14 protein-coding genes and 2 tRNA genes are annotated in these 15,544 nt (G+C 41.8%); 9 read left to right on the plus strand and 7 right to left on the minus strand.

Features of this window, described 5'->3' with window-relative positions; translation table 11 throughout:
- Window positions 1–4 precede the first annotated feature (4 nt).
- Window positions 5–1,120: an LIC_10450 family protein gene (locus CH362_RS04140; RefSeq protein WP_100709047.1), complete on the minus strand. Its 1,116-nt coding sequence runs from the start codon at window positions 1,118–1,120 to the stop codon at window positions 5–7.
- A gap of 505 nt (window positions 1,121–1,625) precedes the next feature.
- On the opposite strand from CH362_RS04140, the gene rpsT reads away from it, so the two are divergent.
- The 9 genes from rpsT (at window position 1,626) to CH362_RS04190 (ending at window position 10,836) form a co-directional block, all read left to right on the plus strand.
- On the plus strand, window positions 1,626–1,895 hold the full coding sequence (gene rpsT / locus CH362_RS04150) for a 30S ribosomal protein S20 (RefSeq protein WP_100709048.1): 270 nt from the start codon (window positions 1,626–1,628) through the stop codon (window positions 1,893–1,895).
- Between the two features lie 16 nt (window positions 1,896–1,911).
- A tRNA-Val gene (locus CH362_RS04155) sits at window positions 1,912–1,984 on the plus strand.
- Window positions 1,985–2,021: 37 nt separating this feature from the next.
- Entirely contained in the window at window positions 2,022–3,413 is a 1,392-nt protein-coding gene (gene glmM / locus CH362_RS04160; protein ID WP_100709049.1) for a phosphoglucosamine mutase, read from the plus strand.
- 3 nt (window positions 3,414–3,416) lie between these two features.
- The gene (glmS, locus tag CH362_RS04165; protein WP_100709050.1) at window positions 3,417–5,249 is read left to right on the plus strand and encodes a glutamine--fructose-6-phosphate transaminase (isomerizing); all 1,833 of its coding nucleotides are present in this window, start codon (window positions 3,417–3,419) and stop codon (window positions 5,247–5,249) included.
- A 5-nt stretch (window positions 5,250–5,254) separates the two neighbouring features.
- Window positions 5,255–6,298: a GlmU family protein gene (locus tag CH362_RS04170; RefSeq protein WP_100709051.1), complete on the plus strand. Its 1,044-nt coding sequence runs from the start codon at window positions 5,255–5,257 to the stop codon at window positions 6,296–6,298.
- A gap of 18 nt (window positions 6,299–6,316) precedes the next feature.
- A complete protein-coding gene (locus CH362_RS04175) occupies window positions 6,317–7,924 on the plus strand; it encodes a carboxyl transferase domain-containing protein (RefSeq protein WP_100709052.1) in 1,608 nt (535 codons plus the stop codon).
- A gap of 306 nt (window positions 7,925–8,230) precedes the next feature.
- Window positions 8,231–9,529 (plus strand): ammonium transporter, encoded by a 1,299-nt coding sequence (locus CH362_RS04180; protein WP_100709053.1) that lies wholly within the window; start codon window positions 8,231–8,233, stop codon window positions 9,527–9,529.
- Window positions 9,530–9,564: 35 nt separating this feature from the next.
- Complete coding sequence (locus CH362_RS04185) at window positions 9,565–9,909, plus strand: P-II family nitrogen regulator (RefSeq protein WP_008595143.1); 345 nt, start codon at window positions 9,565–9,567, stop codon at window positions 9,907–9,909.
- A 135-nt stretch (window positions 9,910–10,044) separates the two neighbouring features.
- A complete protein-coding gene (locus CH362_RS04190) occupies window positions 10,045–10,836 on the plus strand; it encodes an SH3 domain-containing protein (protein WP_100709054.1) in 792 nt (263 codons plus the stop codon).
- 54 nt (window positions 10,837–10,890) lie between these two features.
- Here CH362_RS04190 and prmC read toward each other — a convergent pair whose 3' ends face one another.
- The 6 genes from prmC to CH362_RS04220 all read right to left on the minus strand — a co-directional run bounded on the left by prmC (window position 10,891) and on the right by CH362_RS04220 (window position 15,512).
- Complete coding sequence (prmC, locus tag CH362_RS04195) at window positions 10,891–11,754, minus strand: peptide chain release factor N(5)-glutamine methyltransferase (RefSeq protein WP_100709055.1); 864 nt, start codon at window positions 11,752–11,754, stop codon at window positions 10,891–10,893.
- Window positions 11,755–11,761: 7 nt separating this feature from the next.
- Window positions 11,762–11,838, minus strand: a tRNA-Arg gene (locus tag CH362_RS04200).
- A gap of 26 nt (window positions 11,839–11,864) precedes the next feature.
- A complete protein-coding gene (locus CH362_RS04205) occupies window positions 11,865–12,506 on the minus strand; it encodes a Crp/Fnr family transcriptional regulator (RefSeq protein ID WP_008594423.1) in 642 nt (213 codons plus the stop codon).
- The gene (locus CH362_RS04210; protein WP_100709056.1) at window positions 12,507–13,568 is read right to left on the minus strand and encodes a cyclic nucleotide-binding domain-containing protein; all 1,062 of its coding nucleotides are present in this window, start codon (window positions 13,566–13,568) and stop codon (window positions 12,507–12,509) included.
- 24 nt (window positions 13,569–13,592) lie between these two features.
- Complete coding sequence (locus tag CH362_RS04215) at window positions 13,593–14,822, minus strand: amidohydrolase family protein (protein WP_100709057.1); 1,230 nt, start codon at window positions 14,820–14,822, stop codon at window positions 13,593–13,595.
- 36 nt (window positions 14,823–14,858) lie between these two features.
- The gene (locus CH362_RS04220) at window positions 14,859–15,512 is read right to left on the minus strand and encodes an LIC_10271 family cell wall hydrolase (protein ID WP_425269011.1); all 654 of its coding nucleotides are present in this window, start codon (window positions 15,510–15,512) and stop codon (window positions 14,859–14,861) included.
- Window positions 15,513–15,544 lie beyond the last annotated feature (32 nt).

Below are 15,544 nucleotides of genomic sequence, written 5' to 3' on the forward strand. Positions count from 1 at the left end.
GTTTCTATCCTTCGCTATCGGCCCATTTTTGCAAGGAGATAAGTAGTCCTCCTATATCTTCCGAACAATATAATAGGGCGCTTCTGGCATCCTTATACATCTGTTGTTGGTTATAGGCTACTTGTTTTAGGTGATTTTCGTTTTTAGTATTCAGGACATTTAAGGCATTCAGGACCATTTTTTTGACTTTTCTGGTCAGATCTAATAGAAGTTCCTGCATTTCCCAACGGATCACTAATTTTAATTTTTCTTGATCAGAAGTTTTGGACTGCAATGCCTGCTTACGATGTGACTCGTACTTTGCCACATAGTAGGTGACGGATCTAGGATAAGAAGTCAGCTCTTTATGATAATTTAATATCTTATCCAACTTTTGGAAGAACTCTATATCAAATTCTCTTGCCAGGTTCCCTACCATGTTTTTGTTTTCAGAAGGATCTCCGGTTGCTTCGAAAATTTTAGAATTTCGAATATTATTCAGTACGGATTCGATCCTATCCTTGATCTTCTGAAATTGTTGAACGCTATCTTCGATATATTTCGTTTCTCTGTTAGAGCCTGCTTCTATGTTTTCTATAAAAACAGGAATATCTTCTTTTCCTGCGTTAGAAGAAAGTCCTGCATCTGAGATATTTAGATCTACTTTGGAAAGATCGAATATATCATTTTGGACAGAATTCATTCTTGCAGTTAGGTCCGGACCTTCTGAAGGAGTGATGTCTAATTCTTTTTGGGAATTAGGGGTATAAGCGGGCTTTTCTGAATTTGCAGAGCTTGGCTTAGTATTTTTTGTTTTTTCGGCCAGGTTTTCAATCCAGTCAGCACTTGGATGTTTTGTACTTTTAAGAAGATTAGATAATTTCTGTAGATCTAACGGATTGGAACTAGCCTTAGGATTAACTCTACCTAGTTTAGGTTTATTCGCTTCTGCTTCGGACGCTTTTTGAAGAGTGATACGAATGATCTCTGCCTTTCTACTATCTTTATTAAAACGAACAGCATAACGATTTCCGTTCCTGTCCAAATACTTGGTTCCCAATTGAGCCAAAGAAAGTTTATTAGGATCGATCTCGTCAATCGAGTTCACGATGATATAGTCTTGTGCTTGTCTGGATATCATGCGAGGCGTCCTTGGATCTTCCTATAGGACGGATAATTAATTTCCTATCTACTAATTTAAAAAAATAAGATAAAAATAAGTACAAGCAAAGCAAAAAATTTTTTCGGACCCGAGTTTAGGAAATTTATTTCAGACATACCTCGTTTAAGGTAGATGAGGAATTTACGCAGGTCCTGAAGATGAAGTTGGAATTTCTACAACGAGATTATTACAAAAGAAAACAACTATTACTCAGGGAACTTAAGAGCAGATAACGCTATCTACAAATTCGAAGTCGGCATCAGTGAGGACAATGGTCCTTCTTCTTATCCGCCGAGACTTGGGCGGATCTTTACGCGACAACGATCGTAGCGAAAATCCCGCGTAGCGGATTGAAGCGGAGAGCGTGATCGCTCGCAAAGCGAGCGAGTCGCCCATCCATTCGAACAAAAGAAGTAAAAGCTCGTTGACAGGCTGCCTGGGTACGAAAATCTGGGCTCAATCCCTGAATAGGAAGTAGAGATCCTTGGCGAATATTAAATCTTCAGAAAAAGATATCCGTAGAACGAAACGCAGAAATGCGGCGAATTCTCAAAACAGGAATCGCCTTAGGACCCAAGCTAAAAAGATCCTTAAAGCGCTCCAAGACGGAGAGAAAGACTCCTTAAATTCTTTGTTCGGACAATATTCTTCTCTTCTGGACAAAGCTGCGAAAACCAACCTGATCCACTCTAAAAATGCAGACCGCAAAAAGAGTCGGATGGCATTGCGTATCAATCAGGCTGCAACCGCATAATAACCGTTTTCATAACGGGCGATTAGCTCAGCTGGGAGAGCGCCTCCCTTACAAGGAGGATGTCGGCAGTTCGATCCTGTCATCGCCCATGTTCTCATCCCAATTTAAAAAACATTCCTCGGAATCATGGCTCTAAATCCTCAAAAACCGGTCTTCCAACACCCGGATTTGATGGTTTCAGTGTCCGGAATCCGGGGAATCATTCCCACCGGATTAAGTCCCGACGTAATTTTCCATTCACTTATGGCTTTTGGGTCCAGGCTCAAAGGTACTACCGTAGTCATCGGAAGAGATTCTCGTCCGAGCGGCGCTTATATAGAAAATATCGCGATCGGAATCATGCTCGCAATGGGCAAAAAAGTCATCCGCTTGGGGATTGTTCCTACTCCTACTGTTAAAGCAGTGGTGGCTCAGTCAGGAGCTGCTGGCGGGATCATGATCTCCGCTTCTCATAATCCAGTAATCTGGAATGCATTTAAGTTTATCGGACCTGGTGGTTTTTTTACAAACGCACAAGACTTAGAAGGTCTTTTAGATCTGATCCGAAAAGAAGATTATAAACCTTTTCAATTTAAACCGAATACGGATGTCGAAGATGGAACCGACAGGATCCAGGCTCATATCGACTCTGTTTTGGCCAGAGTGAATGTATCTGCGATCAAACGTAAAAAATTTACGGTATTTCTGGATGCAGTTAACGGTGGCGGAAGCTTCGTTTTACCGGAATTGTTAAGTCGCTTGGGTTGTAAGGTCATTCTACAGCATTGTACTCCTGATGGAACATTTCCTCGTCCACCTGAGCCTACACCTGAAGCACTCAAACAATCTTCTCGTCTGATCAAAAAATCCAAGGCTGACATCGGATTTGCTTTAGATCCTGATGCGGACAGACTTGTAGTTTTATCTCCTAAAAAAGGAGCGATCTCAGAAGAATTAACTCTTCCTCTCAGTTTTATGTCCTACCTTACTTCTAATTCTCTTCCGAAGAAGGCATCCATCACCGTGAACCTCTCCACAAGTTTTGTGAATGATTGGGTCGCAGATACTGTTGGAATTCCGACTTATCGATCTAAGGTGGGAGAAGCAAACGTTGTGGCAGAAATGATACACCGTAAATCCGTTTTTGGCGGAGAAGGGAACGGAGGAGTGATCGATCCGGCGATTCCTTCTTTTGGAAGAGACTCTCTTTCCGGGGTGGCTCATATACTGAATCTGCTTGCCCTAAAGGGGGAAGATGCTGAAACTGTGATAGGTAGTCTTCCTGCGGTCCATATGCGCAAGATCGCCTACAAGATCGCGGGTCAGAAGACGGAGCAGATTTATTCTAAGTTTCGCAGCGCCTTCTCCGAATATAAAGAAGATTCGAGAGATGGTTTACGTTTAGCAAATCAGGACTCTTGGATACATATTCGACCTTCGAATACCGAGCCGATCCTCCGGTTGATTGGAGAAGCCAGAACCAAAAAGGATCTGGAATCCCTTTTAAATAAAGCCGGAAAGATCATGGAGAATTCATAATATATGTGTGGAATCGTAGGATACGCTGGCGATAAGAACGTAGAATCCGTACTCATAGTAGGGCTCATCGGTTTGGAGTATCGTGGATACGATTCTGCCGGGATCGCTGTGCTGGATAGAGGGGAGATCCAAGTCCGCAAACAGAAAGGCAAAATTAAGGATCTGGAGAATTACCTAAAGGAACATCCGATCCGAGGTAATGTTGGAATTGGTCACACTCGTTGGGCAACCCACGGAGAACCAAATCAGATCAACGCTCACCCTCATACTGATTCCAAATCTACTGTAGCAGTAGTGCATAACGGAATTATAGAAAATTATTCCGAACTAAAACAAGAGCTTAAACAAAAAGGTTTCGTATTCCATAGTATGACGGATACGGAAGTTCTTCCTAATCTTTTGGCGGAGAGCAGAAAAAGAGGCTTATCCAATAAGGATGCTTTTTTAGAATTATTTAATAGAGTTCATGGTAAATGGGCAATCGCAGTCGTATTCGATAACGAGCCGGGCAGAGTGTATTTCGCACAAGACGGTGCACCTTTACTTTTAGGAAGAGGAAAAGAAGAATACTATCTTGCTTCTGATATTTCTCCTTTAACTAGGAACTGTAGAGAAGTTTATTATATTAACTCCAAAGAATGGGGATACTTTTCAAAAACCGAATGTAAGATTTTCGGATTCGACGGTTCCGAAAAGGAATTCGAATTTAAAGCACAAGATATTAAATTCGAAGATGTCGACAAAGGTGGTTATCCTCATTATATGATCAAGGAGATCCACGAACAACCTGGGATCTTCCGTAGGATCATCCAATCTCGTATCGGAGAAAGTGGAGAGATCGAATTTCCTGAAAGTACAATTTCCAGAGAGATGATGTCCAAGGTAAATCGTATCATCATCCAAGCAGCTGGAACCAGCTATTATGCAGGTATGCTTGGAAAACATTATCTGGAAAATTTCGCAAAAATCCAAACTGATACGGAAACTTCTTCGGAGTTCCGTTATAGAAACCCTGTGGTAGAAGGTGATACTCTTATCGTAGGAATTTCTCAGTCAGGAGAAACTGCGGATACTCTTGCTTCTCTTTTAGAAGCGAAAGCAAAGTTTATCAAAGTTCTTTCTTTGGTGAATAATGTGAACTCAACGATTGCAAGAGAATCAGATTCATTCATCAGAACGGATGCTGGTCCTGAGATTGGGGTCGCGAGTACAAAGGCATTCACTGCGCAGGTAATCAACCTTCTTCTTTTTTCATTATACGTAGCCCGTTTAAAATGGATCGTTTCCGACGAAGAGCTAAAGACCCTGATAGAAGAGATTAGGCTTCTACCTGGCAAAATGGAAAGAATTTTGTCCCAGGCTCATATCCTGGAAACATGGGCGGCGGATTTTACTAAAACCAAAGATTTTGTATTCTTAGGTAGGACCTACAACCATCCGGTCGCGTTAGAAGGAGCCTTAAAATTAAAAGAGGTCTCTTATATCCACGCTTCCGGCTATGCAGGTGGGGAATTCAAACACGGACCGATCGCACTCATCACAAATGAGGTGCCAGTAGTATGTATAGCGACCAAATCTGAAATCTATACCAAAATGCTTTCCAATATCCAGGAAATCAAGGCGCGGAACGGGATCATGATCTCCATCGTAACCGAAGGGGACAAAGAGGCAAAAGAGCTTTCAGACTATTGTTTTGAAGTTCCGGAATGTCCGGAAATTTTAAGTCCGATACTGAATGTTCTTCCTCTCCAACTTCTGGCCTATTATTCTGCCGTGGCTAGGGGTTGTCCTCCGGACCAACCTAGAAACCTAGCAAAGTCCGTCACAGTGGAGTAGTGAGCGTGGGCAGAATTCAGAGAATTTGGATCGATGAGAGGGAAACTCCTCCCGGTTTGGGAGCATTAACCAGAATTCGATCTTTCTCCGAGATTCGAGACGGGGTTTTGACCCCACTGCAACGTTTAAGAGAGCAGTATCCTGATTCTAAGATACTGTATTCTCACTCAAGTCCTGCATTCGAGAAAACATTCTTCGAAAGAAATCCTAAGATCACTGAGTACGATGGTAAGGATGTAGATCTAATCATCCGTCCTGAGGAATTTCTACCTTGGAAATCCTTGGAGTCTGTGGGCAAAAACATAGACCAGGACTTGGAAAATCATAAGGACCTACGCAAATGGGCCCGCAAGCTCAAGGTAAAGTCCGGTGATTTCCAAGTAGTAGGAAAATCTAAACACGTTCATATCCATCCTTCTGCTAAAATTTATCCAGGTGTGGTAATAGATGTAACTTCTGGACCTGTGATCATAGATAAGGATGCGAAAGTAACCTCTTTCAGCTTTTTAGAAGGTCCCTTATACATTGGCCAAGGCACTCATGTGGACAATGCTCGAATCACTGGAAATACTTCTATAGGGAATGTTTGCAGGATAGGCGGAGAAGTAGGCGATAGTATTATATTAGATTTTACGAATAAACATCATGAAGGGTTCTTAGGACATTCTGTTATAGGAAGTTGGGTCAACCTTGGTGCATTATCTACTACCTCAGATCTAAAGAACAATTATGGTGTAGTCAAGATCAGAGAAGAAAATACCGAGATCACGACTGGTTCTATCAAATTCGGTTCTATCATTGGGGATTTTTCCAAGATAGGTATTGGGGTGATGTTGAACACAGGAACTGTGATAGACTTTGGATGTAATGTGGTTTCTTCCAAGGCGAGCGGATATCTTCCTCCGTTTATTTGGGCGGATGGACAACCTTATATCTTAGATCTATTCCTTCGCGATTCGCGCAAGATCATGGCAAGAAGGAATAGAGAACTTTCTCATTCCGAATCAGAACTTATTAGAATTTTATACGAAACCAAGGTCCGGAAATAAAAAAGGACCGGAGGCTCCATGGAAGTTTTGGAATCGCGTATTAGTACGTCTTCCCCTGAATACAAAGAGAATTTCAAAGACCTTTCAGAAAAGGTCGCGGATTTACGTAAACTTCTCCAAAAAGCCGGACAAGGCGGAGGAGAAAAATCCATCCAGAAACATAAGAGCAGAGGAAAGCTCACTGCAAGAGAAAGGATACAAGGTCTGATAGATCCAAATACTCCTTTCTTAGAATTCTCCGCATTGGCTGGGGAGAAGGTCTATGCGGACGATGTTCCTTCTGCAGGTATTGTTACTGGGATTGGTAAAATTTCAGGAACTCCTTGTGTGATCGTTGCAAATGACGCCACAGTCAAAGGTGGGACTTATTATCCACTCACTGTCAAAAAACATATTCGTGCACAAGAGATTGCATTAGAAAATCGTCTTCCTTGCGTTTATCTTGTGGATTCAGGTGGAGCATTCCTTCCGATGCAGGATGATGTATTCCCTGATAAATGGCATTTCGGTAGGATCTTTTATAACCAAGCAAATCTTTCTAGAGTGGGAATCCCTCAGATCTCAGTCGTAATGGGAAGTTGTACTGCAGGTGGTGCATACATTCCTGCGATGTCAGATGAATCTGTAATTGTAAAAGGAAATGGTACTATCTTCCTCGGTGGGCCTCCTCTTGTAAAAGCAGCAACTGGCGAGATTGTTACTCCAGAAGAATTGGGTGGTGCTGATGTTCACTGTAGGATCTCAGGAGTTACTGATCATTATGCAGAGAATGATCCACATGCACTCGAGATCGCTAGACATATCGTTTCTAGTTTGGGAGCGAGAGCCAAAAAATTAGAAGAGCAGATCGCTTACGAAGAACCTCTTTATCCTCCTGAGGAAATTTACGGCATCATCCAAAAAGATATCCGTAAACCATATGATGTGAGAGAAGTTATCGCAAGAGTTGTGGATGGCTCCAGATTCCAAGAATTCAAAAAATATTATGGAACTACGATCGTTACGGGTTTCGCAAATATCTACGGAAAGACTGTAGGAATTATTGCGAACAACGGAGTTCTGTTTTCTGAAAGTTCTTTGAAAGCGGCTCATTTCATCCAGCTTTGTAACCAAAGAGAGATCCCTTTACTCTTCTTACAAAACATCACAGGTTTTATGGTAGGGAAGAAGTATGAGAACTCAGGTATCGCAAAAGACGGTGCCAAGATGGTAAACGCAGTCTCTACTTCTGTAGTTCCAAAATATACTGTGGTCATCGGTGGTTCTTATGGAGCTGGAAATTATGGAATGTGCGGCCGTGCATTCGGACCAAGATTCTTATGGATGTGGCCAAACGCTAAAATTTCTGTGATGGGAGGAGAACAAGCAGCAAATGTTCTACTCACAGTGAAGCAGGAACAATTGGAGAGGGAAGGGAAATCTCTTTCCGAAGCAGAACAGGCAGAGTTCAAGAGACCTATATTAGAAGATTATGATAATCGTTCTTCCTGTATCTATTCTACTGCAAGACTTTGGGACGATGGGGTCCTGGACCCTGCCCGTACTAGAGAAGCTTTAGGTTTAGCACTGTATTCCGACCTTTCTCCTAAAGGTATAGAACCTTCTTATGCCATCTTCCGGATGTAAACTTCTTCCGGGAGAATGATACCTAAGTATAGTTTTCTCTTCTAAAATTTTGTTTTATTGGCAGATCCCAAAAATCTGCCTAATAAGTACGCAAACTGCTAGGCTGAACCTGGGATCTTTCTCCCTAAACTAGGGAAAAATCTGCCGAAGGTAAAAATTTGGGTACTTTTTCCGAGTAAAAACCTCGTTTCAGGCCTCTACGATTCCTATTCTGTTTTTTTAATCATTTTTTGAACTAATTTTTAACTCAGGTACTCTTCTTGCATTATTTGGATTAAACATATTTTCGAGATGAGATTTGAGAAAATGAAAATTGCCCAAAAACTTATCGCGCTCTTGATCTTAATCGCTCCAGTACTGATCTGGGGTCAAGACGCTACACCAGCACCAGCCGCACCTGCTGCCCCTACTTTGGATAAAGGGGATACCGCATGGATGATTGTGGCTTCCACTTTCGTGTTCTTCATGATCCCAGGACTCGCGCTGTTCTACGGCGGTATCGTAAGATCAAAGAACGTTCTTTCTACAATGATGCACAGCTTTGTTGCGATCTTAGTTCTTACTATTCAGTGGACTCTTTTCGGCTATAGCTTCGCTTTCTCGGGAGAAAGTCCGTTTTACGGAGACTTCCAATTAGCTCTGTTAAACGGAATTACAGATGACTCTCTTGAACTAACGATCCCGAAATACATTCACTTCCTATTCCAAGGAATGTTTGCGTTAATCACTCCGGCTCTAATTTCCGGTGCGATCGCAGAAAGAGTGAAACTTTCCGGTTATATCGTATTCATTCTCGCATGGTCTACTTTAGTTTATGATCCAGTCGCACACTGGGTATGGTCCGGTAACGGTTGGCTTTTCAAAAAGACTGCTCTGGATTTCGCAGGTGGAACAGTAGTTCACTTGATTTCGGGTATTGCAGGCTTAGCAGCAGCAATCGTACTAGGAAAACGCAAAGGAGAAGGCGCGGCACTTATCGCTCCGAACAACTTGACCTACACTCTGATCGGTGCAGGATTCCTATGGTTCGGATGGTTTGGATTTAACGCAGGTTCCGGTCTTGCTGCTAATGGTCAGGCTGCAAGAGCTTTCGTTGTAACTTTGGTTGCTCCAGCAACTGCAGGTGCTGTTTGGTTATTGATCGAATATCTTCATACTAAAAAAGCTACTGCTCTTGGAGCGGCTTCCGGGATCGTTGCAGGTCTGGTAGTGATCACTCCTGCTGCAGGTTTCGTGGACGCTAGTGGCGCATTGATTATGGGAGCGCTTGTTTCCCCAATCTGTTACGGTGCTATCCTACTGAAAGGTAAACTCGGTTACGATGACTCTTTAGACGCTTTCGGAATTCATGGCGTTGGTGGAGCTATCGGAGCGATCCTTACAGGTGTATTTGCACTTGCGAATTATATCCCTGAGGGAGTTACTCGCGGAGATCAGATTATCGTTCAAATCATCAGCGTTGTAGCTACTGGTGCTTACTCTATCGTTGTATCCTTAATCTTAGTGTTTATCATCGAGAAAACAATCGGATTCAGGATTTCCGAAGAGAAAGAGATTGCTGGACTCGATTCCGAGATTCACGGAGAAAAAGGTTATATTATATAACCTTTTGAATTTATACATTAAGTAAAGGAGAGCATATGAAATTAATCGTAGCAATTATCCAGCCTCATAAACTGGAAGAGGTTAAAGCGGAGCTTACTAAAAATGAAATTTATAGACTTACCGTAAGCGACGTGCAAGGCTACGGGCAGCAAAAAGGTAAAACTGAAGTATTTCGTGGACACGAATACCAAGTAAACCTTCTAAGAAAAGTAAGATTGGAAATCGCGGTAAACGACGAGTTCGTTAAACCAACCGTTGATGCAATCTTGAAAGCTGCCAAAACTGGTGACGGAAAGATCGGAGACGGAAAAATTTTAATTCTTCCTCTCGAAGACGTGATCCGTATCCGCACTGGAGAAAGAGGAAGCTCAGCGATTTAATTCTTCCCCAATACGAGTCGAAACTAGCTTCGGGGTCGGTAATTTGCCGACCCCATTTTTATGTACGGGCTTGATATCGTCTGTTTTTTGTTAGACGATATGACTCTAAAAGTGTATATCTAATCCGTGTGCCTCATGATTAGATTTTTAAAATACTTCATTGTAGCATTTTACATTACATTCTTGTTGGGATGTTTTTCTAATTACCAATCTGCATATGTAAATAACGGAGCCGGACTTAGGATACGCTCTGCTCCAAAACTTTCTTCTGAAAGGATGGGAACAGTTCCATATAAAGGAGAAGTAAAGATCCTGGAGAAGGACCAAAGATTGGCTCATATAGATGGATTTGAAAACTATTGGTACAAGATTAAAAGTGAAGATGGAGAAGGATGGGTTTTCGGAGGATACTTAAGTTTTAAACATCCGGACTTTTTACCTCCAGGTTCTAATTCGTATACAGGACTTGTTTATCATCATCGGATCCAATCTCTCAAACTAATTCGTACTCATTTCATAAACCAGGAATTGTTCTTAAATATTTACGAGGCCGACCCAAAACATATTTTCGCATTTTTAGAAAGGAAAAACCAGATCTCAGAAAATCTGATAGAATGGAGAATCTTGCATGCAATCACTCTGGATATTCCTCAAAAAGATGAAGAAATATTGAATCGTGTTACGGCCCAATGTTTTACTCCTGGACTGGATGGGAAAGAGGTCATACTTGCGATCTTAAAAATACAAATGCGTAAAACGGGAGTAACGATCGGCAACCATTATGAAATGGCGTTAGATAAATTGAAAATCCGCAAAGCCTGGACTCTAAGCGAGGACGAGTTATTCCTACAACCAGTTATGAAAACGAAAGGGATAGAATGTACGATCTTTGATCCGGGGAATCAGTTGAAAGCGATTTCAGAGTAGAAGGCGACAGTAATGCTGCGAGAACCAGATTTTTGCAAAACAAGTAGGCGGCCGTTAGACCTTTAATCTAACAAAACTATCTCTGCCAGAAAGATCCTTTTTCAGATCTGCCTCAGAGTATCCGAGAGATAATGCAGTTTCTTTTAACCAAGTAGAATACCTTGGATGAGTTTCCAGATATAATCTGCCTTCTGGTTTTAGTTTTGTTTTTGCTTCTGTCAGGATTTTTGTATGAAATCCTTGGAAATCAGAAACGAATAACGCAAGATGAGGTTCGTAATCTATAACATCCGGCATGATCGTCGGTTTATCTGCTTCAGGGATATACGGAGGATTAGAAACGATTAGATCGAATTTGGTTTCGTCTGGAATAGGAGAAAATAAATCTCCATGATAAAGTTCGAAACTTTTTTCTGTATTTAAAATTTCTTGAATATTCTTTTTGTTAATCTCTAAAGCAGATTCAGAAGCATCTGTGAAAGAGACCTTCCATTCTTTTCTGGCTTTGGCTAGGCTAATCCCTATACATCCACTTCCTGAGCAGAGGTCCAATACTTCTAAAATGTTTTCTTTATTGGGATATTCTTCTAATACCCAGGCGACTAATTCCTCTGTTTCCGGTCTTGGTATAAGCACTGACTCGTTTACATGGAATTCTGAATCGAAGAATGCCTTCTTCCCTATGATATAAGCTGTAGGTCTGAATTTAGATCTTTGGACGATCCGTTCCCTGTATTCGTCTTTTTCGGGGACGGAAAGTGGTCTTTCGAAATCTATATAAAGTTTAACTCTTGGGATTTTGAGTAGATCAGCGAGTAATATCTCCGCGTCCAATCTTGCGGAAGCTATGTTTTTCTTTTTTAGAAATTCTTCCGATTTCTTGAGTAGGTTCAGAACGTTGTCTTGGGAATCTGCCATGGTTTGATGGTGGCCCCGAGAGGATTCGAACCTCCGACCAAAAGTTTAGGAAACTTCTGCTCTGTCCACCTGAGCTACGGGACCTTTATCTTTAGAGCGCGTATATTCGGTTAAGAAGGTTTACGCTTCTGGGAGACTATTCTCTGGAAGTCGTTAATATTGTGAATTACGATTTTATCGGAGTATATCTCGATTTTACCGCTTTTAGCAAATTGGTTCACAACCTTCTGGACTTCTCCCACAGGTTGAGCACACCAATCTGCCACGTCTTCTACAGTAACGTTGAGCACGACCTCTTTGAATTCAGTATGTGTATGCATCTTTTCATACAACATTAAGAATACGTCGGCCACTTTTCCGATGATATCATCCAGCAATAGGATAAGCAATCTTCGTTTCGCGTCGTAAATTCTGACGGAGAAGATTGTGAGGATCTTAAGTGCAAGTGTAGGGTTCTTGGTCATCAATAGTTCGAAGTTTGCTCTATTGAAGTTAAGTACTTTCACTTCTGAGATTGCGATTGCGGTCGCACTTCTCGGTTGTTCTTCCAAGATCGCCATCTCTCCAAAGATATCTCCTTGTTCTAAGATATCTAAGGTTTTGATCGAATTCCCTACAGTTTTAGTGATCTTTACCTTTCCGGCTTGGATCAAAAAGAAATCGTTTCCAGGTTCGTTTTCGCAGAATATGATCTGGTTTGGTTCGAAAGTTTTTCCGAACTTTGAGAACATCGACTCGAGCATTAAATCCATTTAGGTGCTGAGCTCCTTGGCTTTTTGGCGAGCCTTCTGGGAGAGACTGTCTCTTTCTGGAGGAAGTAATGCTACCTTGCCGAATAACATTCCTGCTCTCTGACGATCTCCTTGTTGTTCCGCGATCTCTGCCAAATGAAATAAAGACTCTTTTACTGATTCTCCGGATGGATGCTTTTTAATATAAGCGGAGAAGGTATTGCTCGCTGTTTCCAAATTGTTCAGCTTTAGGAAACAAACTCCCATTTGGAAAAGTGCATTGTCCACAAGCTTCTTCTCGCTATCGTATTTGAAATCCGTACGGACCATCAGATCTTTGAAGATTCCGGCTGCTTCTTCAAATTTTCCTACATTCAAGAACGTATGAGCCCGGTTATAAAGAGAAGTAATCGTGTTATCAGTTCCGGCGCCCAGATTCGTTTTCTCTGCAGCAGGCTTCATAATGTTCTGCAGATTTTCCTGGGACATAGGTGCTCTGGTAGAAGCAGCATCATAAACTAGAGGAGGCATATTGATCGGGTAAGGGGTTCCCTTTCTAGCTAGGTCTTGCAGCTCAGTTGCTCTTCCTGCATAAGGGCCGCTAGGATAATGTTCCAGATATTTTCCGAATCCGTAGGCAGCATGTTCGAAGTTATTGTTCTTATAAAATACTTCGGCAACGTTCATGAGTTCGAATGCAGGGTTTCTAGCTTCTGCCTGACCCAAGATCTCTCTCAATTTTTTGTGAACAAGTCGCAATTGGCTGGAGAATACCTTCATCATCTTTAAGATGAGATGAGTTTTTTCTGCTACGAATGTTTCGAAGTCTGAAAGTTTGAAAACTAAGACGGTTGCTCCGCCTACGACCTGAGCGGTTTCTTCCCTAGGATACTTTCCGAGTGCGGATTTGACTCCGAAAAATTCTCCCAGTCGTACATCTTCTTTTACTTCGTAACCGGAATCGATCGCGGTATACGTGAGAACGACTCGACCTTGTCTGAGGACATAGATATCCTCCGATCGATCTTTCTCGAAGTAAATAATAGAACCGCCTTTATAAGTTCGGATTATGGGCCCAGCCAAGACCGTTACCTTCTTCTCTAAATCTCACCCGACAGGAAAAAATGCCAAATCCTTTTTGTAACCAAGGGCCCGGGTGACCGATTCTAGCAACCCTAGGGGGTCTCCTGCAAGGTATTTATCGGTTCCGGCGATCTTAATTTCGCGCCCTGTCACACCAGTTTCATCAAAAAAATCTTTCAAAGAAAGGTCGCCATAGGAAGGTTTCCCATCCTTCACCACCAAACGAACGGACTTAAGATCCGCAGTGCAAAGTGTTTGGTAAGCGTCTTCTTTTTCGGAAGAAAGAACTAAAAGATCCGCCTTTTTTCCGATTTCCAATTTGCCAAGATCGTTCTCTACCCGAAGAGCCTTTGCAGGATTTTCAGTGACCATCTTAAAAACAATTTTAGGATCCAATTCTTTTCCATATTCTTTGGCAAAAAATTCCCGAGCCGATTTGATCTCTTGGAAAATATTTACGGACCCAGACATTGGAGAATCCGTACCTAAACTCACGTTGATCCCTGCTTCCAGGATTTCCTGGATTGGAGCCGTTTTGCCGAACATAAACAAATTGGACTCAGGACACCAGACCAAGTTTGCCTTTGTTTTAGAAACTGTCTTGATATCTTCTGAATCGAAAGCGATCCCATGAACGAGTACTGTGTTTTCTCCCAAACAACCAAGAGAATTTAATTCTCTTACTGCGTTTTTGGATTCTTCGTCGAATCCTTCGGAGATATGGGTTACGAAGGGAAGATTCCCTTCTTTCGCTCTTGCATATTCTATCTGAGGACCATCTCCCCAGCCAAGCGAATAAGAACAGATACTATGAGAAAGAGTAAAACGTTCTAGGATACGAACTGGAGATTTATCCAGAAATGGTTTTTGGACGAAGTGGGGGATATGATCCAAAACGGAAGTCACACCGCTAATCAGATTTTTATAAGCGCCTAATAAATAAAGCTGCTCAGGCTCGAGCTGTTGTCTTTCTGCATATACTACAGAAGATTTGAGATCATTATCCCAAGGGAGCCAATTCAAATAAGGACGGTTTGTTCCAACCTTAGGAAGATAAGTCCCGAGTAGATGATCATGAGCGTTAATCAGTCCTGGATAAACGAAATTCCCTCTTAGATTGATACGAATAGGCAGAACGTCTTTCGGGATCCCGGCAGAAATAGAAGAGATCCTTCCGTCTTTGATACGGATAGTTGCATTTTCCATTACCCCTTGAGGAGTAACAGCCTTAGAATTTACAATTTCCCATTCCATTCAGTGCAAAAACCTAATATACTTAAATAGCCGCGATCAGTATTTCAAAAGTGGGATCGGATCCACAGCTTTAGTGCCTTGGTTGATCTGGAAATAAAGTCCTTTACCTTCTTCCAATTCTCCTAAGGAATCTCCTGCTTTTACCGTTTCGCCTTCTTTGACAGAAACGGATCTGAGATTTGCATACACGCTGGAGTATCCGCCTTTATGCTCTAAAATAATATATTTCCGGTAACCGTCCATTTGGTCCAGTACAACTACTTTGCCGGACCGGATCGGATGTACGTCTTTATGTCTGCTTGCCTTAAACAGGACTCCCTTATTCGGATAATAAGAGAGATTAGAATACGGAAGTGAAACAGGAGGAAGTACTTTTAAAGGAGAATGGAACTTAGGATTTACAGAAGAAGGTGCTTCTTCAGGCAAATTTTTTTCGATCTTAGAAGAGTAGGACAGATTTTGGGGGATTTTCAGTTTTTCTCCCACCTTCAAACCTTCGTTTTCTTTTTTACCATTCCATTCCAGAAGCATTCTCCAATCCAATTTGTACTTTTGGGAGATAGAAAATGCAGTCTCCTTCGGTTGGACAGTATGGATCTTTAATGGAGTTCCCGCGGAATTAATTTGAGAAGGAAAAGAAATGAGGATCATTCCGAAACATATCAGACGAATGAAATGGAACTCCCACATACTCTAAAATATCGGCAAATTTTGTTCCCTAC

This window comes from Leptospira saintgironsiae, from assembly GCF_002811765.1.
In the GTDB taxonomy this organism is placed as follows: Bacteria; Spirochaetota; Leptospiria; order Leptospirales; family Leptospiraceae; genus Leptospira_B; species Leptospira_B saintgironsiae.